The following is a 26816-nucleotide window of genomic DNA, read 5'->3' on the forward strand; positions in this document are numbered from 1 at the left end:
CTGCACTCAGCGTTGGGCTACAAAAGTCCGTTGGAGTTCACCAACGAGTACAACCAAACCTACGCAATCGCCTCATAAGGCAAGCAAAGCTGCTGTCCGCCCAGAGCCCCTCAGACCAGTCGGGTCGGATGCCGTTGCTTGGGCACCCTGCCGATAGTCCGACCTGCCAATCCCTGCAAGCCCGCCCCCTGGGCAACTCCGCCTTGCGGTAGTGGCGGCGAGGCAGTAGACGTCCAACGCTTGAACGGTCACGTCCGAGAGCCGTACGCGGCGTCGAAGTGCCACTGCGGTGGCCTGCGCTGAGGCACACGGGAAGGAGGGCTGCGACCACCAACTGATGCTGGATGTCCTCGTTCCTTCTAGTGGCCACGGCGCCTCCCTGGCTGCCCGTGCCGATGTGACGGGCTGGGTGCCGCGGTAAGGAGCATCGGGCGCTCGACTGGGCGAAGGCCCGGAAGGTTCGCGTCTTCCTGCGCATGGCTGGGGCTCATGCAGCGATGCTGAAGGAGCCACTGACCGTTGGTGATGTTGGGCGCCGCGGGGTCAGGACTTCCGGCTGGGTGCTAGGTGCGGGGACCTAGGCGCGTGCGGCGCGCCTGGAGGGCGGAGTAGAGGCGGGGCAGCTTCGGCTCAATGAGGTCGAGGTCGTCGTGGTTCATCCGGTTGGTTTGTAGTGCCCAGTCGAGTTTGTCGAGTAGGTACAGCCACTCTCGTGCTGACCTGGGGGCGCTCTGGTCCGCCACTCTGACGACGCGCTCTTCGACGACCGTGCGTAGGACCTCGACCGGGCGGTCGACGACTTCCACCGCGGAGAGTCCTGATTCTGCGGCCCGCCTCTGCTCCCAGGCTCGGTGTCGGCAGGTGTCCGAGCACCACTTCGGTATCCGTCCGCGGCTGGGGATGGGGGTGGCCTGCTGGCACCATCCACAGGACACTGTTTGGCCTGGCAGGCGTCGACCGGGCACCCCGACATCACTGGTGGGGACGCCCTCGCGTGAGTTCATATGGACACCTCCGTTGCCGTGCTGGGGGCTGATCCTTATCGTAACAACGATATGTCCGAGCCGTCGATGCAAGAGGTGTGTCGGACTTGGGTGCTCGAGTTTCGGGGTGGGGACGTGGACGGTCAAGAGTGTCGGCGGAGCGGCTTCGGCGGTGAGGCGTGGCCGATGTCGCGGCGGGGTGGTGGTCGCGGGACTTGATCGGTGGTAGTCAGCGACACGAAGCTGGGTGTGCGTGCTCTGTCAGAGTCGTGGGGCACGATGGGTCCATGAGCGTTGATGGGGTAGACACGGCTGCATTGAGGAAGGCTCGGGGTGCCTTCTTCACGCCGTCTCAAGTCGCGTCGTACATCACCGCGTGGGCAGTGCGCTCGGCTGAGGACTCAGTGCTGGAGCCCTCTTGTGGTGAGGCGGCCTTCCTGGTGCCCGCGGTGCAGCGCCTCAGGTCGATGGGCGCTCCTCAGGAGTTGTCAGGGCAGGTCGTCGGAGCCGAGTTGCACGAGACTTCGGCGCGTCTGGCCGTCGCGGCGGTCGCCGCGGCCGGCGCAGAGGTCACAGTTCAGGTCGGCGACTTTTTGCTGTCAGAGCCGGTGCCGCGCTTTGACGTCGTCGTTGGGAACCCGCCCTACGTGCGATACCAAGACTTCACGGGGGAGTCCCGCGCTGCTGCGAAGCGTGCTGCTCTGCGGGCTGGAGTCGCGCTGTCCAACCTGGCATCCAGTTGGGCAGCTTTCTCGGTGCACTCGGCCTTGCATGTGAAGCCAGGAGGCCGACTGGGCCTGGTCCTGCCGGCGGAGATACTTAGCGTCAATTACGCGGCCCCGATTCGCGAATTCCTCATGCGCGAGTTTGGCAGTGTCCGTCTGGTCCTCTTCACCGAGCGTGTCTTTCCTGGGGTCAGCGAAGACGTAGTGCTCCTCTTGGCAGAGGGACGCGGCGCAGGGCCCACAGATCACTGCGAACTCCTCCATGCGCGTAATGCTGCAAGTTTGGTCGACCTCGTGGATGATGACATTCGGCGCTGGTCACCCGCCATTGGCGATCGCTGGTCCTTGGCTCTGGTTCATCCAGATGCTGGGACGGCATACAGGGAGATCGTGAGCCGAGATCACTTCGAGCCTCTCCAGAGGTGGGGTGAGACCACCCTTGGAATGGTCACCGGCAACAACGCCTTTTTCACGCTCACTACTGCCGAAGTGCGCGCTCGAGGGTTGACGGAATCTGACATTGAGCCCCTATCTCCTCCGGGGAGTCGGCACCTGCGCCGCGTACTGTCTTTGAGGGATCTTGAGGCGCTGGACGACTCACTGCCTACCTGGCTTTTCAGGCCCCACGGAGAGCCCTCTCGAGCGGCACGGGCATACATTCGTGAGGGAGAGAAGCGGAACGTTCACGCTGCCTACAAGTGCCGTGTGCGAACGCCGTGGTGGCGTGTTCCGTACCTAAAGCCTGCTGACCTTCTGCTGACATACATGAATGCCGACGCGCCTCGGCTAGCTGGGAATCCGGTGGTAGCTCACCATCTCAACTCGGTGCACGGTGTGTACCTCTCGAACGATCGACGCGTTCTGGGCCGTGACTTGCTGCCGCTAGCAGCTCTGAACTCGGTCACGCTGCTCGGCGCAGAACTTGTCGGGCGGTCGTATGGAGGCGGGGTGCTCAAGATGGAGCCGCGTGAGGCGGACGTGTGGCCGATGCCCTCCCTGGCTCACATTCGAGAGCACGAGAACCGTCTTCGTGCGTGCCGTCCGGAGGTCACCAGGCTCCTCTCTGCTGGAAGCATCTTCGACGCGGTCGCACTTGTCGACGAGGTCTTGTTGGCGCACGTCCCTGAGGATCTGCTCCAGGTCGTCCGTGACGGTCGTGCTGCCCTCCATGACCGTCGTAGCGCGCGATCACGGTCCAAGTAGCAACCGTCAGGGCGCGACTGCCCTCAACTTTCGCGCTTGGGTGTGGAAGTTGATGGGGGTGTTGTCCAGGATTCGGCAACACATAACAGCGAAGAACCGTCCTGGGTCCAGCGCTGGCGGGACCTCGTCACGGTAGATCTCGATGCGCGGGACGTCTTCCAGGCGGTCCAAGCGCTCGGTCGAATCAGTTGGCTCGTCATGCACATCATCGACCGCGCCAGCGGGGAGGGGGCCCGCGTCTTCGGGCTCTTCCGTGCCAGCAGCTTCGTCCTGCCCCCGCAGGTCCGGCATTACCAGCGCAACGGCGTCGTAGGCGTCGTCCTCGCGACCAAGCTTCTGCAGGAGGTCAATGAGCCAGGCTGCCGTATCAGGCTCCTTCACCAAAGCAATAGCATTAAGGCTGTAGAGGAAGCCCAGCGCAGCCTGCGGATGGCGCAGACGCAGGTTTTTCGCGTCGCCATAACTCTCCTCAACTCGGTTGGCAGCGTTCTTGCCGAAGGAGGAATCCATTCGCTTCGTCGAGATCATCAATTCGGGACCGGTTGCCCACGAGCTCATGACGACATCAACTTGCTTCACGTAGTTCTTGCCCAGCAGGTTGGCGCTCTTCGCTGCGCCTCGGACCTTCCCTGCGTTCACGCGCGCCTCAACCTGCGCACGGAGCTTGGCGGGCAGGCCAGCGACGAATTCCGTAATCTCGTGTGCGATGACACGCGGTTCACGATTGCGTGGCCAAACCTTGTCGGCGTCAAACCCGGCGCGTCGAAGTTCATAGGACACCCAGACATCGAGGGCAAGTGCTGGGACGCCGGATTGAGAGGTGGCTCCGAGCAGCACGGGCACGCCCAGCAGCAGTTCGAGCGTCTCGTAGTCGGGCGTGAACCGAACCTCATCGTTCGTACGGCTCCAAGGGTTGACCTCGCGCAACTGCGCCTGGCCGATGATCTGATCGAAGAGCTGCCAACCGCGTTCCCGTAACGACACCGCCATGCAGGACACGCTAACCGACCGCTGGGGGTCCCCAGGGAGGGTCGCCATCGCTGGCTGTGGATGAGCCAGTGCATGCGACGGCCAGGAGCGCGAATATAGCGAAGAAGTCGCCCACTGGTGAGTCCCAGGCGTGGCTTCAGGGGCTTTAGGAGGTGAACGGGCGCAACGAGCGTCTGTTGACCGAAGGAGCGGTGCACATGACGATCCAGCAACGCCGACGCGGGAGTCATTTGGCGCCCAGGGAGCTTCGTTCGCAAGCGAGTCGGATCGACGACGTGGTTCAGCCGGAGCCGGTGTTCCTCACCGTCCAAGAAGTTGCCGACTTGCTGCGTGTCAGCGCCGGGACCATCCGAGCCTGGGTGGCCAAGGGTGACGGGCCGCCCGCGATGCGGTTCGGCAAACAGATTCGATACCGACCCGAGCGGGTCATGGAGTGGGTTGAGCAGCAGGAGGGAAGGTAGCCGATGATTGACCGCCGCCAGTCACCCGTCACCGGGCGGGTGGTCTGGCGTGTGCGCTGGTATGAGGTGGAACCGGCGGGTGGGCGGCGTGAGCGGAGCCGCACGTTCCCCGCCAAGAGGGAGGCGCTGGACTTTGAGCGGGAGCGTGCCGGGGCCAGGCGCGCCGGCGTCGTCGCGTCTAGCCGCGTGCCTGTGGCAGAGGTGGCTGAACGCTATTTTGAGAACCTGAGCGGGACGGTGGAGTCCCGCACGATCCAGGGATACCGGCAGCTCTGGAGGACGCACGTGGGTCCCGCGTTCGGCCACGTCCCGGTCGATGAGATGACCTCTCCGCTCATCCAGAGGTTCGTCTCGGGCCTTTCCGCGCAACGGTCGCCAGCAACGACTCGGCACGCGCACCGAGTCCTGAGCCTCATCCTCGACCAGGCCATGGCGGAGCGGCGGCTCGCGGTCAACCCAGCACGTGGCGTGCGGCTGCCCAGCCTCACGGATCAGTGGGGCGACCACGTGCTGGCGGTCGACCAGGTCGAGGACTTGGCCGCCTCCGTGCGACATCACGCCACCCTCGTTCGTGTCGCTGCCTACTGTGGGCTGCGCTGGGGAGAGGTAGCGGCGCTGCAGGTTGGCGACATCGACCTCAAGAACCGGCGGATCAGCGTCGAGCGTGCCCAGGTTGAGGTTTCTGGACGCGTCGAGGTCAAGGCGCCCAAGTCAAGACACGGGCGGCGGAGGGTGCCGATCCCCGGGCGTCTGGTGGACGAGTTGCGCATTCAGGCCGCCGGGCGGTCGGCGACGGCTCTGCTGTTCACGTCGCCGGAGGGAGAGAGGCTGCGGGCCTCGAACTGGAAACGCTGGTCGGGGTGGACCGATGCGGTGCGGGCCATGGGAGGTGGCATCAGGTTCCACGACCTGAGACACACGTGTGCCAGCCTGCTTATCCAGGCCGGGGCAACGCCAGTGGAGGTGCAGCGCATCCTGGGGCACAGCACGCCCGCCACGACGCTCAACCTCTACACGCACCTGCTGCCCGACGCGCTCGATGGCGCTGCCGCCAAGCTCGACGGCTACCTCGACGGTCGGCTGTGACGGCCTACGTGACGGCCTGCGGACCGAGATCCTAGCTGCTGGCGCACTCGCCAAGGCTGGTGAACACTGTGCCTGACCAGCAACGATTCAAAAGTGGGCCCCGTGGGATTCGAACCCACAACCTACGGATTAAAAGTCCGGAGCTCTAACCGTTGAGCTAGAGGCCCAAGCGCCATCGGTGTCGGTGGCGCATCGGGGAGCCAGTCTACGTGCGGCAGGAGGTGCTGCGCCCAACCCCGCGCTCCGGCGACCCAGAGGGCGGCGCAGGGACGTGCAGGACCGGTCATCGGACCGGTCCTGCACGTGCTCGACGGTGCTCAGCCCTGGTGTGGCAGGTGCACGTCCACCCAGACCAGGCGGTGGTCGCTGGAGGGGAACGGGTAGGTGCCGGTCAGCGCCGACAGCGGATCGCTCGACACGGGCCAGAAGACGCCGGAGTCCTGGATGCGCAGGCTCTTGCTGGGCAGCACGTAGTCGACGCGGATGTTGCCGGGGGGCTCAGCGAAGTCGGCGGTGTCGAACTGTGGGTCGCCGACGTGCTCAAGGTTGATGCCGCCCTGCAGCTCGCTCGCCTCGACGGCACCCTGGCTGGCCGGTGGGTTGGTGGCGTTGACCCGGGGGTGCTCCAGCAGCTGGTTGATCGCGCCGTCGTAGGAGTCGCCGTCCAGCGGGTCGGCGTTCTGGTCGCCGGCGATGACGAACCGCGCGCCCGGCCGGAGACCGCCGCTCCCGTCGTTGTCGTCGTAGATGTAGGACGAGTCCTGCGGCGACCCGACGTAGTCGGCCCAGAACCGGATCTCATCGTGGTTGCGCCGGCCGTTGCGGTCCTCCGGTCCGTCGAAGGTGGGGGGCGTCGGGTGGCTCACCAGGAAGTGCACCGTCTTGTGCTTGCCGACCCGGATCGGCACGTCCCAGTGGGACTTACTCGACAGGCGCAGAATCTCCTGCTCCTCGGGGGAGTAGAACCCGGTCGGCATCAGGTTCCCGGGCATGTCCTGCCAACGGAAGTTCTGGAAGGTGCGCACGCCATCGGTGTCGATGGGGTACTTGGAGTAGACGACCATGCCGTACTGCCCCGGGAAGAGCCCGAAACCGAAGGCGTCGTCGCCACCACCGACCACGCCGTCATTGTTGAGGTCATGACCTGACGGGACGCCGGTGTTGGACGGCGCCACGTAGTAGTAGGGGTAGTCGACGGGCGCGGCACCGTTCTGCCCGACCGCCAGGTAGTTGTCGCGGAACAGCTCGGCCGCCTGCCCGCCCTCGACGTAGTCGAACTCGTTGACCAACAGGACGTCGGGGTCGTTGCGCTGGATGATCTCGGCGATCACCTGCGCCTGCACGTTGTCCGGGGTGGACAGGTCGGCGAGCAGCTGCCCCTCGGCTCCTCGGTTGAGCGAGGCGTTGAAGGTCGAGAAGCGGACGTCCATGTCGGGCCTCCCGGGCTGGGACGCGGCCGCCGGGGCGGTGGTCGGTGTGGTCGGAGCCGCGGTCGCGGGCAGGAGCGCCGCACCGGAGGTGAGGGTGGCAGTCGCCAGGCCGACCACGGCGAGACGCTGCATGCGGTGAGCAGTCATGCAGGGCAGGTTAGACCCAGCCGTATGCCGTGTCACGCGTTCCGCGTGAACGTGCGGTGAACCCTCACAGGCCTGCGAGGGAGCCCTTCATGCCCTGGGCGGCACGGTCCCCGAGTCGCTTCAGCGCCACGGCGAGCAGCGGTGTGAGGAGGCGGACCCAGCCGCGGAACTCGAACCGGGCCGTGTAGTCGACGGTGGAGCCGCCTCTGGCGTCGGGCGTCACGGTCATCGTGTCGTGCGCCACGAGCGAGGCGTTCTCGCCGCGCAGCACGATCCGGCCCGCCGGGTCGAGCTCGACCACGGTGTAGACCACCTCGGTGGTCCGGCCCAGAAAGCTGCTGGTGTTGCGGTACCTGGTGCCCACCCCGCCGTCGCCGCTCTCGCGCACGGTGCGGACCGTCCCGGGGTCCCACTGCGTGGTCGTCTCGAAGTCGCTGAGGTAGGTGAAGACGAGCCGTGCGTCCTGTTCGGTGGCAATCCGTCGCTCGATCTGCATCGAAGCACTCCTGTCGCTTGCACTCGTGGCATGGTTGACCATAGTCTAGACAAACATTAGACACAACGGTTGGACGGAGCACGGATGGACAGCAGGACGCCGCGGGTTGCGGTCATCGGGGCCGGGATCTCTGGTCTCACGGCGGCTTATGTGCTGCGCGAGAGTCACACGGTGACCCTGTTCGAGGCGGACGACCGGCTCGGGGGCCACGCCCACACGCACGACGTGCCGACCGGCGACGGGGGAGCGGTCCCGGTCGACAGCGGCTTCATCGTCCATAACGAGCGCACCTACCCCACGCTGCTGCGGCTGTTCCGTGAACTCGATGTGCCCACCCGTCGGACCGAGATGTCGATGAGCATCACCTGCGACGGCTGCGGCCTGTCCTACGCAGGTGGCCGTGGCCTGCCCGGGTTGGTCGGCGGCCTCGGTCTGCGCGGCCGCGACGACGTCCGGCACGCCGCTGCACTGGCCCCTGTGTTGCGGCAGGTGCCGCGCTTCTACCGCGCCGCCCGCAGGCTGCTGGACACACCCGCCTCGACCTGGGACCCGACGCTGGCGCAGTTCCTGCACCGGCATCTGTTCAGTGATCACTTCGTGCGCCACTTCGCCGTCCCGCTCGTCAGCTGCGTCTGGTCCGCGGGCGACCTGGACGCCGAGGTCTATCCCGCCCGTCACCTGTTCACCTTCCTGGAGCACCACGGGATGCTGCGGATCAGCGGCTCCCCGACCTGGAAGACGGTCGTGGGCGGCTCGCGGACCTACGTCGACCGGGTCGCCGCCCAGCTGCCCGATGTCCGCCGGGGCTGCGCCGTGCGGGCCGTGGAGCGGCACGAGGACGCCGTGGTCGTGACCTCCTCCGGTGGCCGGCGCGAGACCTACGACCGGGTCATCGTGGCCACCCACGCCGACCAGGCCCTCGACCTGCTCGCCGACGCCGAGCCCGCGGAGAAGGAGGCGCTCGGCGCCATCGGCTACTCGGTCAACCAGACGCTGCTCCACACCGACGTCTCAGCGCTGCCGGCCCCGCGGGTCCGGGCGTCCTGGAACTACCGGATGAGCGGGTGCCAGGTCCCGGCGCCGGCCGTGCGGGTGAACTACTGGATGAACCGTCTGCACGGACTGGAGCCCGCCCTCGAGGACCACGTCGTCACCCTCAACGCTGGGGCGGAGATCGCGCCGGAGCGGGTGGTCGCCCGGATGACCTACGCCCACCCCGTCTTCACCCGTGAGTCGGTGGCCGCGGCGGCCGTGCTCCGGGAGGCCGGCGGTCCGCGCCTGGCGTTCGCGGGTGCCCACCTCGGCTGGGGCTTCCACGAGGACGGCGCGCGCTCCGGGCTGGCCGCCGCCCGCCGCGTGGGTGGGCGGTGGTGAGTCCAGTGGTGGAGACCAGCGCCGCGACTCAGGACACCACCGGGGCGGCCCGGGGCCGGCAGCGCGTCGCGCCGCCGCCGCTGCCCGCTCTGGTCGTCGGCACGGTGACGCACCGGAGGCTGCGACCGATCGGCCACCGCGTCGACCACCGGCACTACTCCTGGCTGGTTGACCTCGACCACCTGCCCGACCTGCCCTGGCCGCTGCGGTCGCTGGCCTCGTTCCGACCCGAGGACCATTTGGACGCAGGGCGCCTGGGGGGCGGCATCCGTGGTGACCTGGTGCGCTTCCTGTCGCGCCGCGGCGTCGCGGTCGAGCCCGGGGACCGGTTGCTCATGCTGGCCCACCCCCGCAGCATGGGGCACGGTTTCAACCCGTTGAGCGTGCACTGGTGCCTCACGGCAGACGACGAGGTGCGTGCGGTCGTGCTCGAGGTGCACAACACCTATGGGCAGCGGCACGCCTACCTGCTGCACCCCGACGCTCGGGGCAGCGTCCGGGTTGGCAAGGAGTTCTACGTCTCCCCCTTCAACGACAGCTCCGGGTCGTATGCCGTGCGGCTGCGCCTGGACGAGCGGGTGGCGGTCTCGGTCCGGCTGGAGCGCGAGTCTCAGGTGGTGCTCACCGCGACGCTGGCCGGGCGCACCAGGCCCGGGACGGTGCCGCACCTGCTCTGGACGGCCCTGACCCTTCCGCTGATGACCCACCGGGTCTCCGCCCTGATCCGCGCGCACGGCATCTGGCTGTGGCTTCGCGGGCTCCCGGTGCGGCCCCGGCCAAACCACGAGGACCTGACCCGATGACCACGACCGATGCTTCATCCCGCCTCCACCTGCCCGGTGTCGACGACCCGACCTGCCTGAGCCGCAGGGGTGGTGGTGTCTGCCGGCGCGCGCACCTCGCCCGCCTCGTGCTGGTGATGGCCGCGCGCCGGGCCGGCGTGGACCTGCTGTGGCCCGACGGCTCTCCCGTCGGGGGCGGCGAGCCGACCCCCGGTCGACCGGCCCTCGAGGTCGTCCGACCCCGTGACTTCCTGGAGCGCGTCGCCCACGACCCGAAGATCGGCATCGGTGAGGCGTATATGGCCGGTGACTGGCGCGCAGCACCAGGCACCGACCTGGCCTCGGCCATGGTGCCGTTCGCGGAGCGCATCGAGGCGTTCCTGCCCCCGTGGCTGCACCGGCTGCGCTTCGTGGTCGACCGGCGTCCACCGTTGACGGACAACAGCCCGACCGGTGCCCGGCGGCACATCGAGGCGCACTATGACCTGTCCAACGACATGTTCGCCACCTTCCTGGACTCCTCCATGAGCTACAGCTCAGCGCGGTTCGACCCGGCTCGCCCGCGCGCCGGGCAGGACCTGCAGGAGGCCCAGCTGCGCAAGATCGACGCCGTGCTCGACGCGGCGCGGGTCGGACCCGGCAGCCACGTGCTGGAGATCGGCACCGGCTGGGGCAGCCTGGCGGTCCGCGCGGCCCAGCGGGGCGCGCGAGTCGTGACCCTCACCCTGTCCGCAGAGCAGGCGTCGCTGGCCCAGGACCGGGTCAACCATGCCGGCATGACCGACCGGGTCAGCATCCGGCTCCAGGACTACCGAGAGGTGGACGGCAGCTATGACGCCATCGTGTCGGTGGAGATGGTCGAGGCGGTGGGCGAAGCGTACTGGCCGGCCTACTTCCGAGCCGTCGACGAGCGGCTCGCTCCCGGTGGCATCGCGGCAATCCAGGCCATCCTGATGAGCCACCAGCGGCTGCGCACCACGCGCCGCTCCTACGGCTGGATCAACAAGCACGTCTTCCCTGGTGGCATTATTCCGTCGATGGAGGCCATCGAGGCAGTCACCCTGGAACACACCGACCTGCGGGTCCGGTCCGTCGAGCGCTTCGGCGCGGACTACGCCGAGACGCTGCGACGCTGGCGCGAGCGCTTCCTGGCCGAGTGGGACAGCATCGAGGACCGCGGCTTCGACGCGGTGTTCCGGCGCCGATGGGAGTTCTACCTGGCCTTCTGTCAGGCTGGGTTCACCGGAGGGGCCATCGACGTGGGCCTGATCAGGCTGGAACGCCCGTGAGGGCCCTGGTCACCGGAGCCACCGGTTACATCGGCGGCCTGCTCGTCCCAGAGCTGCTCGAGGCCGGCTGGCAGGTGCGGGTGCTCACACGTGACGCGGCGCGTCTCGACGACGCCTGGCGGGGTCGCGTCGAGGTCGTCGAGGGAGACGCCACCTCCACCGACGATCTCGACCGGGCGCTCGCGGAGGAGGGCGCCGAGCCGCTCGACGTGGCCTACTACCTCGTGCACAGCATGGACGGGGACGGTGACTTCGCGGACCGGGACCGACAGCTCGCCACGGACTTCGGGGCGGCGGCCGCGCGCGGTGGCGTGCGACGCATCGTCTACCTCTCCGGGCTGCACCCGGACGGCGAGCTGTCCGCGCACCTGGCCTCGCGGGTGGAGGTGGGCCGGATCCTCCTGGACAGCGGCGTGCCGACGGCCGTGCTGCAGGCCGCGACGGTCATCGGGGACGGCTCGGTGTCCTTCGCGATGCTGCGTCATCTCACCACGCGGCTGCCCGTCATGGTGGCGCCGAAGTGGTTGCGCAACCTGATCCAGCCGATCGCCGTCGAGGACGTGCTGCACTACCTCCTCGCCACGGCCGGGCTCCCGCCGGACGTGAGCCGGACCTTCGACATCGGTGGGCCGGACGTCCTGACCTACGAGGAGATGATGCAGGTCTTCGCGGAGGAGACCGGCCAGCGCCGCAGGGTCATCGTCACCGTGCCGGTGCTGACGCCCCGCCTGGCAAGCCACTGGGTCGGTCTCGTCACGCCCGTCGACGCCGGGGTCGCCAAGCCGCTCGTCGGCTCGCTCGTGCATGAGGTGGTGTGCCACGAGGACGACCTGGTGGAGCTGGTCGGGCCACCCCCCAGCGGTCTCACGCCCTACCGGGAGGCGGTGCACGCCGCCATGAGGGGTGTCGCGCCCGACACCGCGTTACGACGTCTCGGTGAGGTGGCGACCGCGGTGACGGCCGCCGCCATCACCGGCAGCCTGGGGACCGATCCCGGCAGCCGCTGGTATCGCGCACTGGACAAGCCAGCGTGGCAGCCTCCCAGCATTGCCTTCCCGCTGGTGTGGTCGGCGCTCTATGCCGATCTCGCCGCGGTCTCGACGGCGACGCTGGTCGACCTCGACCAGCAGGGCGCTGCAGATCCCGGTCCCGCGAGCGCCGACGGCACCACGTCCGCGGCCAGGGCCGTGGGTTACGAGCGTGCCCTGTGGCTCAACCTCGCCCTGAACGCGACCTGGGGCCTGAGCTTCTTCCGGGCCCGGCGCCCGGCTCTGGCGGCGGTGCACAGCGCGGTGCTCACGGTCAGTGCGGCGGACCTGGCCCGACGAGCGGGTGCGGTGCAGACCCGACGTGGCTGGCAGCTGGCGCCGTATGCCGCATGGTGCGGTTTCGCGACCGCACTGTCGGGGTCCCTGGCCCGCCGGAACCGGTGAGGCCGTTCACGCGGCCCGGTGCACCATCGTGGAACCGGCCGACGACGCGGACCGCGCACGGTCGGACCGCGCACGGTCGGACTGCGCACGGTCGGACTGCGCACGGCCCCTCAGGGGGCGATCCCCTGCTCTCCCCGGGGACTCACGCGCAAGGCCGCGTCGACGGGGTCGCCGGTCAGGAGTGTGGCCCCCAGCCGCTCGGCGACCGGGGTGGTGGCCCCGGCCCCGGCGACCACGAGGTGGGCGGACCGCAGCGCCTGCGCAGCACTCTCGCTGAGCTGGTCGAGGTGGTCGGCGGTGTCGACGAGCGGTTGGGTCTGCACGGCAGACAGGACGACGAGCTCCGGGCCGAGAGTCTCCACGGCCGAGGCGAGGGTGGCCACGGGTGTGTCGGCGCCGAGGTAGCGCACCCGCCACCCAGCGCGTCCGAGCACCACGCCGAAGGCCAGGAGGCCCAGCTCGTGCTGCTCGCCCGGGGGGCAGGCCAACACCGCCAGCGGCCCCGTGCCGGCATCCCAGGCAAGGGCCAGGCTGGCGAGGCGGTGGCGCACCACATGGCTCGCGAAGTGCTCCTGCGCCACCGTGAACGACCCGCTCGCCCAACGCTCGCCCGTCTCGTGGAGCACGGGGAGGATCACCTCCTGCAGCGCCTCCTCGACCCCCAGCTGCTCCAGCGCGGCGTCGAGCACGGCGTGGGCCGCACCGTCATCGAACGCGCCGATGGAGGACAGCAGCCGCTCGCGGAGGGCGGGGGCCGCGCCGCCGCGCGCCCCGTGCGCGACCGAGCGCGTCGACGTCGGGTCGTCGGAGGCTTGGCGGGATGCGGAGAGGGCCGCGGCGGCGGCCTGCGCGGTGGCCAGACCGGTGGTGCGCAATCGGACGGTCTCGCGGACCCGCCACTCGTCCGAGGGCCCGTAGAGGCGGTAGCCGCCGGTGGAGCGGATCGGTGTGAGCAACCCGTAGCGGCGTTCCCACACGCGCAGCACGTGCGCGCTGACACCGGTGCGCGCAGCCAGCTCCCCGATGCGCATCGTCGCGGGGGCTGTGGTCACCCTGGCAGCGTACAACGTAAGACAAAGCATGCACAGGGGCACGGCAGCTCGTCCGTCACCCGGTCGGTCAGTCACCAGGTGCAGCGCAGGCCAGGCGCCGTCCTCGAGGTGTCCCCCGCAGGGGCGGACCGGTGACGGCCGGAGGCAGCAGGAGGCCGACGGCGCGGGCGCACGAGCTCCGGCGCTTCCTGCAGGCCGCCCTGCTGCGTCCGGTGCCACGAGACCACAGGGAGCCCGACCGTGCCTTTCGGCGGCGCCGGGTGGTGTGCACGGTCACCCTCGTCGTGGGTGCGGTGGTGCTCGGCCTCGGGCTCAACGCGCCGCCCGGTGACCCGCTCTTCCTCGTGCTCACCGCCGTGCTCGCCCTCGTCTGGCTCGGGGGAGCCCTGGCCGCGGGGCCCTTGCACCTGGGCAGGGCATGGACGCGCCGGGGCGGTCTGGTCCGGCCGGTGGTGCAGTCGCTGGCGCTGGGCCTCCTGGCCGTCGCAGTGTTCTGCGCCGGGGCCGTGCTCGTGGCCCAGGTGCCACCGCTGCGTGAGGCGGTCAACGAGGTGCTCGACCACGCTCGGTATGCCTCCCTCCCGCTCGTCGCCCTGATCACCCTGGTCAACGGGCTGGCCGAGGAGATGTTCTTCCGCGGGGCGCTGTATGCAGCGGTCGGCGCCGGGCGACAGGTGCTCGTCACGACCGGGCTGTATGTCCTGGTCACCGCCGCGACCGGCAACCTCATGCTCGTCGTCGCGGCCGCCGTCCTCGGTCTGCTCGTCGGCGCACAGCGTCGGGTCACCGGTGGCGTGCTGGGGCCGGCCCTGACCCACGTCGTCTGGTCCCTGTCGCTGCTCTTCCTGCTCCCGCCGCTGCTCGCGGCCCTGTCCTAGGAGAGACATGAGATCACCTGCTCGCCACGTCGGCTCGATAGTCGACACCGCGCTGGACCGGCTGGTGGTGCCGGGCTACACCCGGGTCGGCCACGCCGTGCGGCGCCGCCTGCCGGGCTGGCCGAGGGACCCGGACCCGGATGCCCTCGTCGGGCGGCACGTGGCGGTCACCGGTGCCACCTCGGGGCTCGGCGCGGCGACCGCGCAGGGAGCCCTGCTGCTGGGCGCACACGTCCACCTCGTCGTCCGCGACACGGCCAAGGGCGAGCAGGTGGCCGCCGGGCTCGGGGCTCCGGGTCGCACCACGGTCTGGCACTGCGACGTGGCCGACCTCGACAGCGTGCGGGCCTTCACCACCGCCTTCCGGGCAGAGGTGCCCAGGCTCGACGGGCTCGCGCACAACGCCGGCGCCCTGCCGGCCACGCGCACCGAGTCGGCACAGGGACACGAGCTGACCATGGCGCTCCACGTCCTGGGGCCGGTGGCGATGACCGAGGCCCTGCTGCCGGTGCTGTCCGGAGGGGCGCCGGTCGTCCTGGTCACCTCGGGAGGGATGTACGGCCAGCGTCTGCGCGCCGACGACCCCGACTACCACCAGGGGTCCTACTCCGGCACAGCCGCCTACGCGCGCAGCAAGCGTGCCCAGGTCGAGCTGCTGCCGTTGCTGCGGCGGCGCTGGGCCGGGAGTGACCCTGGTCCCGTCGTGCACGCCGTCCATCCCGGCTGGGCGAGCTCGCCCGGGTTGTCCGCAGCGCTCCCGGGCTTCACCCGGCTCACGACCCCGCTGCTGCGCACCCCGGAGGCTGGCGCAGACACCACGGTCTGGCTGCTGACGCGGCCGGGGCTGCAGGGTGGTCGGCTGTGGCACGACCGCCGCCCACGGCCGACACACCTGGTGCGCGCGACCCGGTCCGGGCCGGACGAGGCGGCGGAGCTGTGGGCCTGGGTCCTCGGTGCCGCCGGCCTGCCCGGTGCTGGCAGCAACCCCTGAGGGCGCAGCAACGCCTGAGGGCGCAGCCAACCCCTGAGGGCGCAGCCAACCCCTGAGGGCGCAGCAACGCCTGAGGGCGCCGTCGCGGCGATTCTGGCCACGCGAGGCGCCCCGAACCTGCAGCTGCGGGACGAGGCCCCCCCGTCAATGCGCGGTGAATTCTTCGTCTGGATTGGGTAGCCCACGTGCGCGAGGCCTGAAGTCACAGGCCTGTAGTTCCGGGACCCCTCTTGTCACACCAATCACTCCTGCCTCATATTGGTAGGGTCCCTCACCTCAGGAGCCACCTCGTGCGACCCACCCTTGCCGCTTCGCTTGCCCTGGCGCTGAGCCTCACGCTGCTGCCAGGCGCCGCGCTCGCCACCACCACCCCGGAGCCCACGGCTCCGCAGGAGGACACCGACGCATCGGCGGTGATCCAGGACGGGCAGGAGGGGGAGCAGATGAGCGAACCCGTGCCCGACGAGCACCTGGACAACAAGTACGGCGTGACGACCAGCGACCCGGAGGTCGTCCCGCCGGCGACGGTCACCCAGCTCACCTCGCTGCCCACGCCCGAGCCCGATGCCGAGGTCTACCCGGTGCCCGCCAGCGGGGAGTACTCAGTCACCGGCGGCGGCTGGGGCCACCGGCACGGCATGTCGCAGTACGGCGCGCACGGCGCTGGTGTGCAGGGCCTGAGCCACGGGGAGATCCTGGACTTCTACTATCCGGGCACGCAACTGGAGTCCTGGGAGACCGACGTCATCCAGATCGGCATCACCATCGACAACGACGGCGTCACCCGGGTGGACCACCGGCCCGGCCTGGTCGTCAGCCACGGCCCCGGCGCCACGGCATACCCCCTGCCCGAACGGGACCAGTGGCGTGTGCAGGCGTCCTCCAGCAACGCGAACAGCTGTGTCCTGCAGGCACGCGACAACGACGGCAACTGGACGGCCTATCAGCCCCAGGGCATGCCGACCGGCTGCCCGGTGACCTTCTCCTCCCCGCAGGAGAAGACGGTCGACCTCTACCTGCCCGGCGGGGAACGTCGGATCTACCGCGGCCAGATCACTGCCACCCACCACGGGAAGAAGGAGCTGACCACCGTCAACCGGCTGCCGATGCAGCACTACCTGTGGTCGGTCGTCTCCGCGGAGATGCCGGCCTCCTTCCACCAGCAGGCGCTGCGGACCCAGGCCGTCGCGGCCCGCACCTACGCCCAGCGCGGCGTGGGCGGGACCGGCTACTACGACACCTGTGACACGACCTACTGCCAGATGTACAAGGGACGCGGTTATCGCACCAGCGGTGGCGGCATCGAGTCCTATGAGTACGCGCCGAACAAGGAGGCGGTGAACGCCACCCAGGCAGAGGTGCTCACCTTCGACTTCCCGTGGGGTGAGGGGCTGGCGACGACGATGTACTCCTCGTCCACCGGCGGCTACACCATCCCGATCAACAAGGATCACCCCTATCTCGCGGCGCAGGTCGATCCCTACGACGACACCTCGAACAACGCGCGGCACCGGTGGGACGCCACCCTGTCGGCCAACGACCTGGAGCGGCGCTTCAAGATCCACGAGGTCACCCGGGTGCAGGTGCTCGAGCGGGACGGCCACGGCGCGTGGGGTGGCCGGATCGTCTCGGCCAAGGTCGAGGGTTTCAACGCGGCCGGGAACTACGTCTACCAGACCCCCACCGGCGTCAGTCTCTATCTCGCGAACGCCTGGCCGTTCAACTCCGACGGGCTGTCCACCGACTACTTCACGTTCAACGACCCGGGGCAGGCCCCGCCGCCGGACCCCGGGGAGGTCACCCGGATCTCCGGCACCGACCGCTATGCCACGGCGGCGGAGGTCGCCGAGCAGTGGAGCCCCGGCGTCAGCGTCGTCTACGTCGTCAACGGCGAGCAGTTCCCGGACGCGCTGGCTGCAGCCGCCCGGGCGGGCATCTACGACGCCCCGGTGCTGTTGAGCCAGCCCAACCACCTACCCCTCGCTACGAAGCAGGCACTGACCCGGCTGAAGCCCGGTCGACTGGTCATCGTCGGCGGTGAGAAGGCGGTCAGCAAGGGCGTTGAACAGGAACTGCTGGGCTACATCCCCGGTGACGACCTCCAGCGCGTCGGCGGAGCCAACCGCTACGCGACCGCCGCGGACCTCGCCTCCTACTACGGCAGCGGGCAGTCCCGCGTCTTCCTGGTCAGCGGTGAGGACTTCCCTGACGCGCTCGCCGCAGCGGCGCTCGCCGGCAAGCAGCACACGCCGCTGCTGCTGACCCACCGGGACCGGATCGACCGGGCCACCCTCGCGCAGCTGGACCGCCTCGACCCGGGCGAGATCGTCGTCCTCGGTGGGGACCTGGTGATCTCCGATGCCGTCGCCCAGCAGGCAGCGGGGTATGCCACCAGCGGCACCTACCGCCGGCTGGCCGGCACCAGCCGCTTCGACACCGCCCTCGCCGTCGCCCAGGAGTTTGACAGCTCGCTGAACTCGGCGCTGGTCACGTCGGGTCAGGCGTTCCCGGACGCGTTGGTCGGTGCCGCGCTCGCCGGTCGACGCGGCGTGCCGGTCGTGCTGACCAAACCGGAATCCCTCGTCGAACCCGCGCAAGCTGCGCTGGAGCACGTGTCGCCGCGGGACATCGACGTGCTCGGGGGCGCCAGGGCCGTGAGCGACGCCACGTTCAAGAAGCTGGCGGACTACCTCCGCTAGGGCCCACATGGTGGGAGAATCCGCCCATGACTGAGATGCACACAGCCGTGCCGCCGGTGCCGACGCGAACCCTGGTCGAGACCAACGGGATCGACATCATCAAGGAGGCTGAGCGCACCGCCAAGCCTTCCGACCTGTTCTGGCCGTGGTTCGCCGCCAACGTGTCGGTCTTCGGCATGAGCTATGCCGCCTTCGTCTACGGCTTCGGCGTGAGCTTCTGGCAGGGCTTCCTGGTCACCGTCGTCGGCGTGACCTTCTCCTTCCTGTTGTGCGGCATCATCGCCATCGCCGGCAAGCGAGGATCGGTGCCGACCATGGTGCTGTCCCGGTCAGCCTTCGGGGTCAACGGCCAGAAGGTGCCCGGCATCTTCTCCTGGCTGATCTCGATGGGCTGGGAGACCTTCCTGGCGATCATGGCCACGCTGGCCACCGCCACGGTCTTCAACGAGCTCGGCTGGAGCAGCGGCACCACGACGAAGGTGATCGCCTGCGCCGTGATCGCCGCCCTCATCGTGCTCGGCTCGGTTGCCGGCTATCACACCATCATCCGGATGCAGTCGGTGCTGACCTGGGTGACCGGTCTGGCCACCGTCGGCTACATCGCCATCACCTTCCGCGACATCGACCTCTCGGCTGCGACCGCCCTGCCCGCGGGGTCCAACCAGGCCCTGATCGGTGCCCTGGTCATGGTGATGACCGGCTTCGGGCTGGGCTGGATCAACATCGCTGCAGACTGGTCCCGCTATCAGCGGCGGGACGCCTCCGGAGGCAAGATCGTCTTCTGGAACACCTTGGGCGGAGCGCTCGCCCCCGTCCTGCTGGTCTGCTACGGACTGGCGCTCGCAGGCTCCAACCCGGCCCTGACCGACGGCATCGCGAACGACCCGATCGGCACCCTGGCCACCATCCTGCCGACGTGGTTCCTCATCCCGTTCTGGATCGCTGCTGTGCTCGCCCTGGTCAGCGGCGCCGTGCTCGGCATCTACTCCTCCGGTCTGACGCTGCTGAGCCTGGGCGTCAACGTCCCCCGCCCCATCGCCGCACTCATCGACGGCACCATCCTGACGATCGGCACGATCTATGTCGTCTTCTTCGCGGAGTCCTTCCTCGCGCCCTTCCAGAGCTTCCTGATCACCCTCGGGGTGCCGATCGCGGCCTGGGCCGGGATCCTGATCGCCGACATCATGCTGCGGCGCCGGAACTATGACGAGGCCAGCCTGTTCGACGGTCGCGGCCGCTACGGCAACTGGAACTGGACCTCCATCGCGATCATGGTGGTCGCCTCTGTCGTCGGGTGGGGGCTGGTGATCAACAACTTCGCCGACGCCGCCTCGTGGAACAACTGGCAGGGCTACCTGCTCGGCCCACTGGGGCTCGGTGGGCGCGAGGGTGACTGGGCCTGGGCCAACCTGGGTGTCCTCATCTCGCTGGTCATCGGCTTCGTCGGCTACGCCGCTCTCCAGTCCGGCGCGGTGCGTCGCCAGGAGACGGCGCCCGTCGCGCCGTCCTCCCGCGAGGACGTCGCACAGGAGCCGGTGGCGTGAGCAGTATGCCGACAGCCGGCTCCGCACACGAGCGCGGCGAGGCCTCGGACGCCTCCCCAGAGAAGATGGGCCGCCCGAAGTCGGGGCCGACCGACGTCCAGGCCTCGGCCGACACCGACCCGTGGCTGGTGATCGTCGACCCGCAGGTCATCTTCGCCGATCCAGACTCGCAGTGGGGCGCACCGCGCTTCCAGGAGATCGTCGAGCCGCTGCGCCGGCTGACCACGGCTTTCGGTGACCGGGTCATCGTGACCCGCTGGGTGCCGCCAGCCCAGAAGCAGGGCTCCTGGATCCCCTACTTCGAGCAGTTCTCCTTTGCCGATCAGCCGGCTGACCACCACCTCTTCGATCTGGTGCCGGCGGCCGTGGAACTGGCCGCTCCGCACACGATCTCCGAGCCGACGTTCGGCAAGTGGGGCGAGCAGCTGCGCCTGCTCACCGGGCCCACACCGCACCTGGTCCTGACGGGGGTCGCGACCGACTGCTGCGTCCTGTCCACCGCGCTCCCGGCCGTCGATGCCGGCGCGCAGGTGAGCGTCATCTCCGACGCGTGCGCAGGCTCGGACGACGACAACCACCAGCGCGCCCTCGACGCCATGGCGCTCTATGCACCCCAGCTGTTCGTGGTGACCAGCGAGCAGTTCCTGGAGGGGCGCGCGCAGAACTAGGTCGCCGAGCGTCCTGGTTGGGTGCCATCGTGGGGTCATGACACCTGCGAGCCACAAGGACGTCCTGCACCGCTACCTCAAGAGTGCCCGGGACGCTCTGTTGTGGAAGCTCGACGGGCTGGGGGAGTATGACCTGCGCCGGCCGATGACGCCGACCGGCACCAACCTGCTGGGGCTCGTCAAGCACGTGGCGAGCGTGACCGACGGTTACCTGGGCAGCGTGATGGGCCGACCGTCTGGGATCCAGCTGCCCTGGTATGCCGAGGACGAGACCGACGAGGTCCCCAATGCCGACCTGTGGGTCCCGCCGGAGGAGTCCACCGCGTTCATCGTCGACCTGCACCACCGCGTCGCCGCCCACGCCGATGCGACCATCGAGGCGCTCGACCTGGACGCCGTGGGCCACGTGCCGTGGTGGGGCGACCGCGGGGAGGTCACGCTGCAGTGGATCCTGGTGCACGTCACCACCGAGACCAACCGCCACGCGGGCCACGCCGACATCATCCGCGAGCTGATCGACGGCGAGGTCGGGCACCGGCAGCAGGTCGACAACATGTGGGCCGGAGAGGGCGAGGACTACTGGCCGAGGCTGCGCCAGCAGATCGAGGACGCCGCGCGCGCTGCCGAAGGCGCCGGCCCTGCCGCTGGCTAGTCCGGGGTGCCGCAACCTGGCAGCCCAGCGGTTCCCATGGCTAGTCGCCCGGGGCCAGCCAGCCGCGCCGCTCGGCCTGGCGGCCCAGCTGGATGCGAGTGTGGACACCGCAGGCGTCCATCAAGGTGGCGACCCGTCGCTGCACGGTGCGGACCGAGAGCCCCAGCTGGCTGCCGACCGCCTGGTCAGTCAGCCCGGACAACAGCAGGTGCAAGACGCGCAGATCCACGTCGTCGAGCCCGTCGCGGGCCGCGGCGTCCGTGCGGCGGGTGTCGAGCGGATGAGCGGTGCTCCAGCAGTGGTCAAACAGTGCGAGGAGCCCGTCGAGCAGCCCGCTGGGGTGCACCAGCAGAGCACCGACCGGTCCGCGTGACTCCTCCTGGGCGGCCGCCATCGGGACGAGTGCCAGCTCGCGATCCACGATGATCAGGCGCAGGGCGAGGTGCTCCGCAACCCGCACCTGTTCTCCGCGGGACATCGCACCCTGGGCGTTCTCGAAGACGCCCGGCTGCTCCAGCGCCTCACGCTCCATGACAATCCGATAGGTCACGCCTCGCTCGGCGGCCCGGTCCTCCTCGAGGTTTTCAGCAGCTGAGACAACGGCGACGCCGCTGCGGATCAACCCTTGGACCTGCGTGCGTGCGGACCGCTGCATCTGCGCGAACCGCTGGGCGACGGCCTCTGCGCCGGTGACGACGTCGATCACGTCCGTGACCGTGCGTTGCGCCGCGGCACCACGGTACTGCTCCGTCAGGGCGTCCAGCTCCGAGCGAGCCCGGTTGATGTCGTCCTGCCGCTCTCGAACGAGCGATCCCAACGCAACCATCGGGGGCGAGGCGACGAACTGGTCGGCCCCGGAGGTCGACGTCGCCACGAGCCCTTTCGCGCCCAGGGCGTCCAGCGCGGGGCGGACCACCGCGACATCGAGATCCAGCGCAGTGGCCAGCTCGGTGGACGTCGCAGAGGGCAGGCCGACCAGGCGTCGGTAGGCGGCCTCTTCAACCGGATCAAGTCCTAGCACGTCGAGCATCCTGTCCTCCTTCCGTCACGTATGGGGCCCAATACTACGGCGGGTTCACGTCATGGCGTGTAACCGTCGTTGAGATTGATGCGATGGGGTGGCAGATTTATGACGTCACTTCCCTGCTACGAGCGAGGACCCTTCATGACCCACCGACCACGCGCGAGGACAGCGCTGTCCGGCGTCGTCGCCGCCGCCCTCGTGGCGACGGCTGCGGCCGGCGCCGCATCCGCCGCCCCGGACCACGAGCAGCCCGGGGCCACCGCGCAGACCGCGGAGACCACTCGACCAGCGAGCGAGGCGGCGCCGACCCCGTCAGCCGCCGGCACGACGCATCGCCTCACCCTGCTCACGGGTGACACCGTCACCGTCACGGAACAGCCCGACGGCAAGGTCACCGTGGACGTCGACCCAGCAGCCGGAACCGCGGGCGGCTACCAGACGCTGACCGTCGACGGGCAGCTGCACGTCGTCCCCGAGGCCGCGCGTCCTTTCCTGGCCGCCGGCACGCTGGACCGTGACCTGTTCAACGTGACCGCCCTCATCGAGCAGGGCATCGGCGCCGACGGCCCGGGGACCACACCGGTCATCGTGCAGTTCCGCGAGGGTGTCTCCTCGGCCACGGCGGCCGCGCCGCTGGGCACGCCCACCGCGACGCTGGAGAGCCTGAACGCCGTGGCCCTGCAGGGTGAGCCCGACGCGGCCCGCGAGCTGTGGCAGTCACTCACTGGCGCCGAGGGTCAGCTGGCCCCCGGGATCAGCGCGGTCCACCTCGACGGCATGGTCGAGGCCTCCCTGGCCGACAGCGTGCCGCAGGTCGGTGCCCCCGAGGCCTGGGACCGCGGCATCGATGGCACCGGCGTGACCGTCGCGGTCCTGGACAGTGGCGTCGACCTGACGCACCCGGACCTGGCCGACGTGGTCGTTGAGTCCACCAGCTTCGTGCCCGGCGAGGAGGTCACCGACGTGCACGGCCACGGCACCCACGTGGCCTCCACCGTGGCCGGATCCGGCGCCGCCTCTGACGGCACCCAGGTGGGAGTGGCACCCGGTGCCGACCTGGTCATCGGCAAGGTGCTCGCCGACGACGGCTTCGGTCAGGAGTCCTGGATCATCGACGCCATGGAGTGGGCCGCCGAGGAGGCCGACGTCGTCAACATGAGTCTGGGCACCACCGAGGCTAGTGACGGCACGGACCCGATGGCCCAGGCCCTGCAGACGATCAGCGAGGAGACCGACACCCTCTTCGTGGTCGCTGCCGGCAACACCGGCACCGTCAGCGGGATCGGCTCGCCGGGCGCCGCCGAGGTGGCCCTAACCGTAGGAGCAGTCGACGGTGCGGACGCCCGGACCTGGTTCACCAGCATGGGTCCTCGGCTGGGTGACGGTCTGGTCAAGCCCGACCTGTCCGCCCCCGGTGCCGACGTCCTGGCAGCACGCTCGCAGGCCAGCGCCGGCGAGGGCTGGTACACCCCCATGGACGGCACGTCGATGGCGTCACCGCACATCGCCGGTGCAGCCGCCCTGCTGCTCCAGGACAACCCCGACCTGTCCCGCGAGGAGCTCAAGAACCGGTTGATGTCCTCCTCCGCGCCGCTGTCGGAGGGGCCGTTCCGCCTCGGCGCCGGGCGACTGGATGTCCCCGCTGCCCTGGACGCCACGGTGACGGCGACCGGGTCGGTCTCCTTCGGCTACTTCGACTGGCCGCACGAGGGCGACGAGCCCGCCGTCCGCGAGGTCACCTACACCAACACCGGTGACAGCGACGTCACGCTCGACCTCCGGGTGGAGGGCGGAGACGACCTGGGCGAGCCCCTGCCCGAGGGGCTGACCGAGCTGTCGGCCACCGAGCTCACCGTCCCAGCCGGTGAGACCGCCAGTGTCGGGGTCACCCTCGACCCGGCGGTCGCGCCGTCCGGCAGCACGCTGTCCGGCTTTGTCATCGCCTCCGTGGACGGGGCCGACGTGGCCCGCACCGGCTGGGGCACCATCAAGGAGGAGGAGCGCTACGACCTGACGCTGCGCGCCACCGACCTCGACGGTTCCCCGGCGACCGCCTACGTGATGGTGCAGGGCCGCACCGACCAGTGGCCCGCCCAGATCGAGGTTCAGGGAGAGTCCACCCTGCGCCTGCCGGCAGGCACCTATGCCGCGATGTCCTTCATGGACGTCAACGCCTCCCCGGACGAGCCCGGCGTCGCGCTCCTGGGCGACCCGCAGATCGATCTGACGCAGGACACCGTCATCGAGCTGGACGCCCGGGACGCCTCGGAGATCACCCTCGATGTGCCGGAGGACGGTGTGGAGCCGGCGCACCGCCGCATGGAGTTCAGCATCGGCGCCGGCACCCCGCTCGTGGGGTCCTACATGATCCCGATCTACACCGACCGCCTCTACGCCGCACCGATGGAGGACATCACCGACGGTGACTTCGAGTTCCTCACCCGGTGGCGTCTGCGGACCCCGTTCATCAGCATCACCGAGGACGGGACCGCCCTCGACGTCACGGGCCTGGTGGGCAGCGAGCTGCCGACCGAGGAGCTGACTCTCGAGGCTGTCTATGCCGGCACGGGCACCGCGGCGGACCTGGCAGAGGTCGACACCAACGGCAAGGCGGTCGTGATCACCCGGGACCAGTCCCTGCAGTCGGAGGTCGTCGCTGCCCGCGTCGCGGACAGCGGTGCTGCCCTGCTGGTCATGGTCAACGACGAGCCCGGCGAGTTCGCCACCTCGGTCGGCTACGACCCGGTGCTGCCCATCCCCGCGGGAAGCCTCAGCGGTGTCGAGGGCGAGGCGCTGACCTCGCGTATCGCTGCGGGGAGCGTGCAGCTCACCGTCGGTGGCGGCGCGGACAGCCCCGTCCTCTACGACCTGGTCGATCCGCACGTCGCGGGGATCCCCGGCGACCTGGCCTACGCCCCAGGTGAGGACGACCTCGCGCGGATCGACTCGGCATACCACGGCTCACAGGACCGTGACGCTGGTGAGTTCCGCTATGACTTCCGCCCGCACACCGTCGCCGGCGTCGGTTTCCCACAGGTGATGAACGTCCCCTTCGAGCGGGTCGAGTGGGTCTCCGCGCAGGAGGGCACCTCCTGGTACCAGGACGCGACTGTCGTTGAGGGCAACTGGCAGGAGCGCGGCATCCGGCAGGGCTACGAGCCGGGCAGCACCACCAGCGAGTCCTGGTTCGCCGCTGTCGTCCAGCCCCGCATCGGTGAGGGCTACTGGGGCCCGAACCGGCAGGGCGACATGCTGCAGGTCAACCTGCCCAGCTGGGCCGGTGACGAGCCCACGCACACCGGTGGGATGGGCCACTTCACGGGTGAGGATGACCAGACGATCCGTTGGTACCAGGGTGAGACCCTCCTGGAGGAGTCGGTGGGCTGGCAGAGCTCCTGGATCGACAGCGTCCCGGCCGAGCGCACGCAGTTCCGCGTCACCAACGACGTGGGCCGTGACGCATCCTGGGGCACCAGTCCGTCGAGCAGCACGGAGTGGACCTTCTGGAGCGAGCTCCCGGAGGACTGGACCAACCTGCTGCCGTTCGTGCAGGTCGACTTCGAGGTCGAGACGGACCTCGGCGGCACGGCGGTGACGGCTCCCGAGGACACGATCGGGCTGACCGCCTGGCACCTGCCGGGAACGGCCGGTGCCGGTGAGATCGCCTCCGGCACCCTGGAGATCTCCTACGACCACGGCGCCACCTGGGAGGAGCTGTTGCTCACCGGTGAGCCGGGTGACTGGAGCGCGGCGGTGACCTACCCGGAGGGTGCGGAGACGGCATCGCTGCGCGCGACGGCCGAGGACTCCGAGGGCAACTCGATCAGCCAGGAGGTCATCGACGCCTACCTGATCCCCGAGTTCGAGCCTGAGCCGGAGCCTGAGCCGGTAGAGGTGGCCCGGGTTGCCGGCGACAACCGCTACGAGACGGCGGCCCTGATCGCCGGGGAGTACCCCGACGGTGTCGACACGGTCTACGTCATGACCGGTGAGACCTTCGCCGATGCGCTGACCGGTGCCGCACCGGCCAGTGAGGGGCGCATCCCCGGCACGGTGAACATGTTCACCGCCGACGGGTCACCCGCTCCGGCACTGTTGGTCAAGTCCGACCTGGTGCCGAGCGCCACTCGGGCGGCCCTGGACGCGATCGACCCCGAGCACCTGGTCATCCTGGGTGGCGAGGAGGCGATCTCGGCCGAGGTCGAGACCGAGCTCGCGACCTGGGGCGAGACCGACCGGGTGGCCGGACAGAACCGCTACGAGACGGCCACGCTGCTCGCGCAGATGTATCCTGCCGGGCTCGACCGGGTCTACGTGGCCAGCGGTGAGGACCGTTCGTTCGCCGACTCGCTGGCCGGTTCCGCGCTGGCCGGTCACGAGGGCGTGCCGGTTCTGCTCACCCGCAGCGACCACGTCCCGGCGACGCTCGCGACCGAGCTGGACCGTCTGGGCGCCGGTGAGGTCGTGGTCCTCGGTGGCCCGCTCGCGGTCTCCGACGAGGTCATGGACGAGCTCGGGGCGGAGCGCCGGCTCGCCGGTGAGGACCGCTACGACACCGCGGCGGTCATCTCGGCGCAGCACCCGGCCGGAGCGGAGAGTGCCTTCGTCGCGACCGGTGAGCTGTGGCCCGACGCGCTGACCGGTTCGGCACTGGCCGCCCACCTGGGCGTTCCCGTCACCCTGACCAAGACCGACCACCTCCCCCACGTCACCGCTGACGAGCTCGCACGGCTCACGCCGGGCAGCGTCACGGTGCTGGGTGGTCCGGTCGCAGTCGCCGAGCAGGTCATCGACGCGCTGACCGAACTGCTCAACGGCGAGTAGTCCACCCTCCTGACCGGCTGTCGTGGTCGGTCAGGAGCCGGGCCAGGAGGTCCCGTCCCGCACCCGGGGAGGGGCCTCCTGCCGT

At 69.6% G+C, this 26816-nt stretch carries 20 protein-coding genes and 1 tRNA gene; 14 read left to right on the forward strand and 7 right to left on the reverse strand.

What is annotated here, in order from left to right; genetic code table 11:
- Positions 1 to 563: 563 nt before the first annotated feature.
- Positions 564 to 806 (reverse strand): hypothetical protein, encoded by a 243-nt coding sequence (locus tag DPQ65_RS01365; RefSeq protein WP_114905604.1) that lies wholly within the window; start codon positions 804 to 806, stop codon positions 564 to 566.
- 464 nt (positions 807 to 1270) lie between these two features.
- Here DPQ65_RS01365 and DPQ65_RS01370 point away from each other — a divergent pair, with 464 nt between their 5' ends.
- On the forward strand, positions 1271 to 2911 hold the full coding sequence (locus tag DPQ65_RS01370) for an N-6 DNA methylase (protein ID WP_114905605.1): 1641 nt from the start codon (positions 1271 to 1273) through the stop codon (positions 2909 to 2911).
- Between the two features lie 6 nt (positions 2912 to 2917).
- On the opposite strand, the gene DPQ65_RS01375 is transcribed toward DPQ65_RS01370, so the two are convergent.
- Entirely contained in the window at positions 2918 to 3901 is a 984-nt protein-coding gene (locus tag DPQ65_RS01375; RefSeq protein WP_114905606.1) for a hypothetical protein, read from the reverse strand.
- 275 nt (positions 3902 to 4176) lie between these two features.
- On the opposite strand from DPQ65_RS01375, the gene DPQ65_RS01380 reads away from it, so the two are divergent.
- Positions 4177 to 4362 carry a helix-turn-helix domain-containing protein gene (locus tag DPQ65_RS01380; protein ID WP_202862967.1) on the forward strand — a complete coding sequence of 62 codons (186 nt, stop codon included), beginning with the start codon at positions 4177 to 4179 and terminating at the stop codon, positions 4360 to 4362.
- 3 nt (positions 4363 to 4365) lie between these two features.
- Positions 4366 to 5448: a tyrosine-type recombinase/integrase gene (locus DPQ65_RS01385; protein ID WP_114905608.1), complete on the forward strand. Its 1083-nt coding sequence runs from the start codon at positions 4366 to 4368 to the stop codon at positions 5446 to 5448.
- 94 nt (positions 5449 to 5542) lie between these two features.
- On the opposite strand, the gene DPQ65_RS01390 is transcribed toward DPQ65_RS01385, so the two are convergent.
- The 3 genes from DPQ65_RS01390 to DPQ65_RS01400 all read right to left on the reverse strand — a co-directional run bounded on the left by DPQ65_RS01390 (position 5543) and on the right by DPQ65_RS01400 (position 7521).
- A tRNA-Lys gene (locus DPQ65_RS01390) sits at positions 5543 to 5615 on the reverse strand.
- Between the two features lie 150 nt (positions 5616 to 5765).
- On the reverse strand, positions 5766 to 7025 hold the full coding sequence (locus DPQ65_RS01395) for an endonuclease/exonuclease/phosphatase family protein (RefSeq protein WP_238146609.1): 1260 nt from the start codon (positions 7023 to 7025) through the stop codon (positions 5766 to 5768).
- A gap of 64 nt (positions 7026 to 7089) precedes the next feature.
- Positions 7090 to 7521 carry an SRPBCC family protein gene (locus DPQ65_RS01400; RefSeq protein WP_114905610.1) on the reverse strand — a complete coding sequence of 144 codons (432 nt, stop codon included), beginning with the start codon at positions 7519 to 7521 and terminating at the stop codon, positions 7090 to 7092.
- An 84-nt stretch (positions 7522 to 7605) separates the two neighbouring features.
- Between DPQ65_RS01400 and DPQ65_RS01405 the strand changes: the two genes are divergently transcribed.
- Genes DPQ65_RS01405 through DPQ65_RS01420 form a run of 4 tightly spaced genes read left to right on the forward strand, consistent with a single transcriptional unit; the run spans position 7606 to position 12399 of the window.
- Complete coding sequence (locus tag DPQ65_RS01405) at positions 7606 to 8895, forward strand: NAD(P)/FAD-dependent oxidoreductase (RefSeq protein ID WP_114905611.1); 1290 nt, start codon at positions 7606 to 7608, stop codon at positions 8893 to 8895.
- A complete protein-coding gene (locus DPQ65_RS01410) occupies positions 8892 to 9698 on the forward strand; it encodes a DUF1365 domain-containing protein (RefSeq protein ID WP_238146610.1) in 807 nt (268 codons plus the stop codon). The genes DPQ65_RS01405 and DPQ65_RS01410 overlap by 4 nt, the downstream gene beginning before the upstream one ends.
- Complete coding sequence (locus tag DPQ65_RS01415) at positions 9695 to 10966, forward strand: SAM-dependent methyltransferase (RefSeq protein ID WP_114905612.1); 1272 nt, start codon at positions 9695 to 9697, stop codon at positions 10964 to 10966. The genes DPQ65_RS01410 and DPQ65_RS01415 overlap by 4 nt, the downstream gene beginning before the upstream one ends.
- The gene (locus DPQ65_RS01420) at positions 10963 to 12399 is read left to right on the forward strand and encodes a tryptophan-rich sensory protein (protein ID WP_420330062.1); all 1437 of its coding nucleotides are present in this window, start codon (positions 10963 to 10965) and stop codon (positions 12397 to 12399) included. Before DPQ65_RS01415 ends, DPQ65_RS01420 begins: the two co-directional genes overlap by 4 nt.
- A gap of 110 nt (positions 12400 to 12509) precedes the next feature.
- On the opposite strand, the gene DPQ65_RS01425 is transcribed toward DPQ65_RS01420, so the two are convergent.
- The gene (locus DPQ65_RS01425) at positions 12510 to 13451 is read right to left on the reverse strand and encodes a B12-binding domain-containing protein (protein WP_162801953.1); all 942 of its coding nucleotides are present in this window, start codon (positions 13449 to 13451) and stop codon (positions 12510 to 12512) included.
- Positions 13452 to 13582: 131 nt separating this feature from the next.
- Between DPQ65_RS01425 and DPQ65_RS01430 the strand changes: the two genes are divergently transcribed.
- From DPQ65_RS01430 to DPQ65_RS01455, 6 genes are all read left to right on the forward strand, one after another.
- The gene (locus DPQ65_RS01430; protein WP_114905614.1) at positions 13583 to 14329 is read left to right on the forward strand and encodes a CPBP family intramembrane glutamic endopeptidase; all 747 of its coding nucleotides are present in this window, start codon (positions 13583 to 13585) and stop codon (positions 14327 to 14329) included.
- 7 nt (positions 14330 to 14336) lie between these two features.
- Positions 14337 to 15320 (forward strand): SDR family NAD(P)-dependent oxidoreductase, encoded by a 984-nt coding sequence (locus DPQ65_RS01435; RefSeq protein WP_114905615.1) that lies wholly within the window; start codon positions 14337 to 14339, stop codon positions 15318 to 15320.
- 290 nt (positions 15321 to 15610) lie between these two features.
- Positions 15611 to 18019: a cell wall-binding repeat-containing protein gene (locus tag DPQ65_RS01440; protein WP_114905616.1), complete on the forward strand. Its 2409-nt coding sequence runs from the start codon at positions 15611 to 15613 to the stop codon at positions 18017 to 18019.
- A gap of 26 nt (positions 18020 to 18045) precedes the next feature.
- Positions 18046 to 19563, forward strand: coding sequence for a purine-cytosine permease family protein (locus tag DPQ65_RS01445; protein WP_238146611.1), 1518 nt, complete (start codon positions 18046 to 18048; stop codon positions 19561 to 19563).
- Positions 19564 to 19568: 5 nt separating this feature from the next.
- Entirely contained in the window at positions 19569 to 20231 is a 663-nt protein-coding gene (locus DPQ65_RS01450) for a cysteine hydrolase family protein (RefSeq protein ID WP_337589669.1), read from the forward strand.
- A 37-nt stretch (positions 20232 to 20268) separates the two neighbouring features.
- Positions 20269 to 20883, forward strand: a complete 615-nt coding sequence (locus tag DPQ65_RS01455) for a DinB family protein (protein ID WP_114905617.1) — start codon at positions 20269 to 20271, stop codon at positions 20881 to 20883.
- Between the two features lie 40 nt (positions 20884 to 20923).
- Here the strand turns inward: DPQ65_RS01455 and DPQ65_RS01460 are convergent, their stop codons facing one another.
- The gene (locus DPQ65_RS01460) at positions 20924 to 21913 is read right to left on the reverse strand and encodes a hypothetical protein (protein WP_114905618.1); all 990 of its coding nucleotides are present in this window, start codon (positions 21911 to 21913) and stop codon (positions 20924 to 20926) included.
- Positions 21914 to 22048: 135 nt separating this feature from the next.
- Between DPQ65_RS01460 and DPQ65_RS01465 the strand changes: the two genes are divergently transcribed.
- Positions 22049 to 26731: a S8 family serine peptidase gene (locus DPQ65_RS01465; RefSeq protein ID WP_162801954.1), complete on the forward strand. Its 4683-nt coding sequence runs from the start codon at positions 22049 to 22051 to the stop codon at positions 26729 to 26731.
- The last annotated feature ends 85 nt before the right edge of the window (positions 26732 to 26816 follow it).

The sequence above is a fragment of the Ornithinimicrobium murale genome (assembly GCF_003352835.1).
Classification (GTDB): domain Bacteria; phylum Actinomycetota; class Actinomycetes; order Actinomycetales; family Dermatophilaceae; genus Ornithinicoccus; species Ornithinicoccus muralis.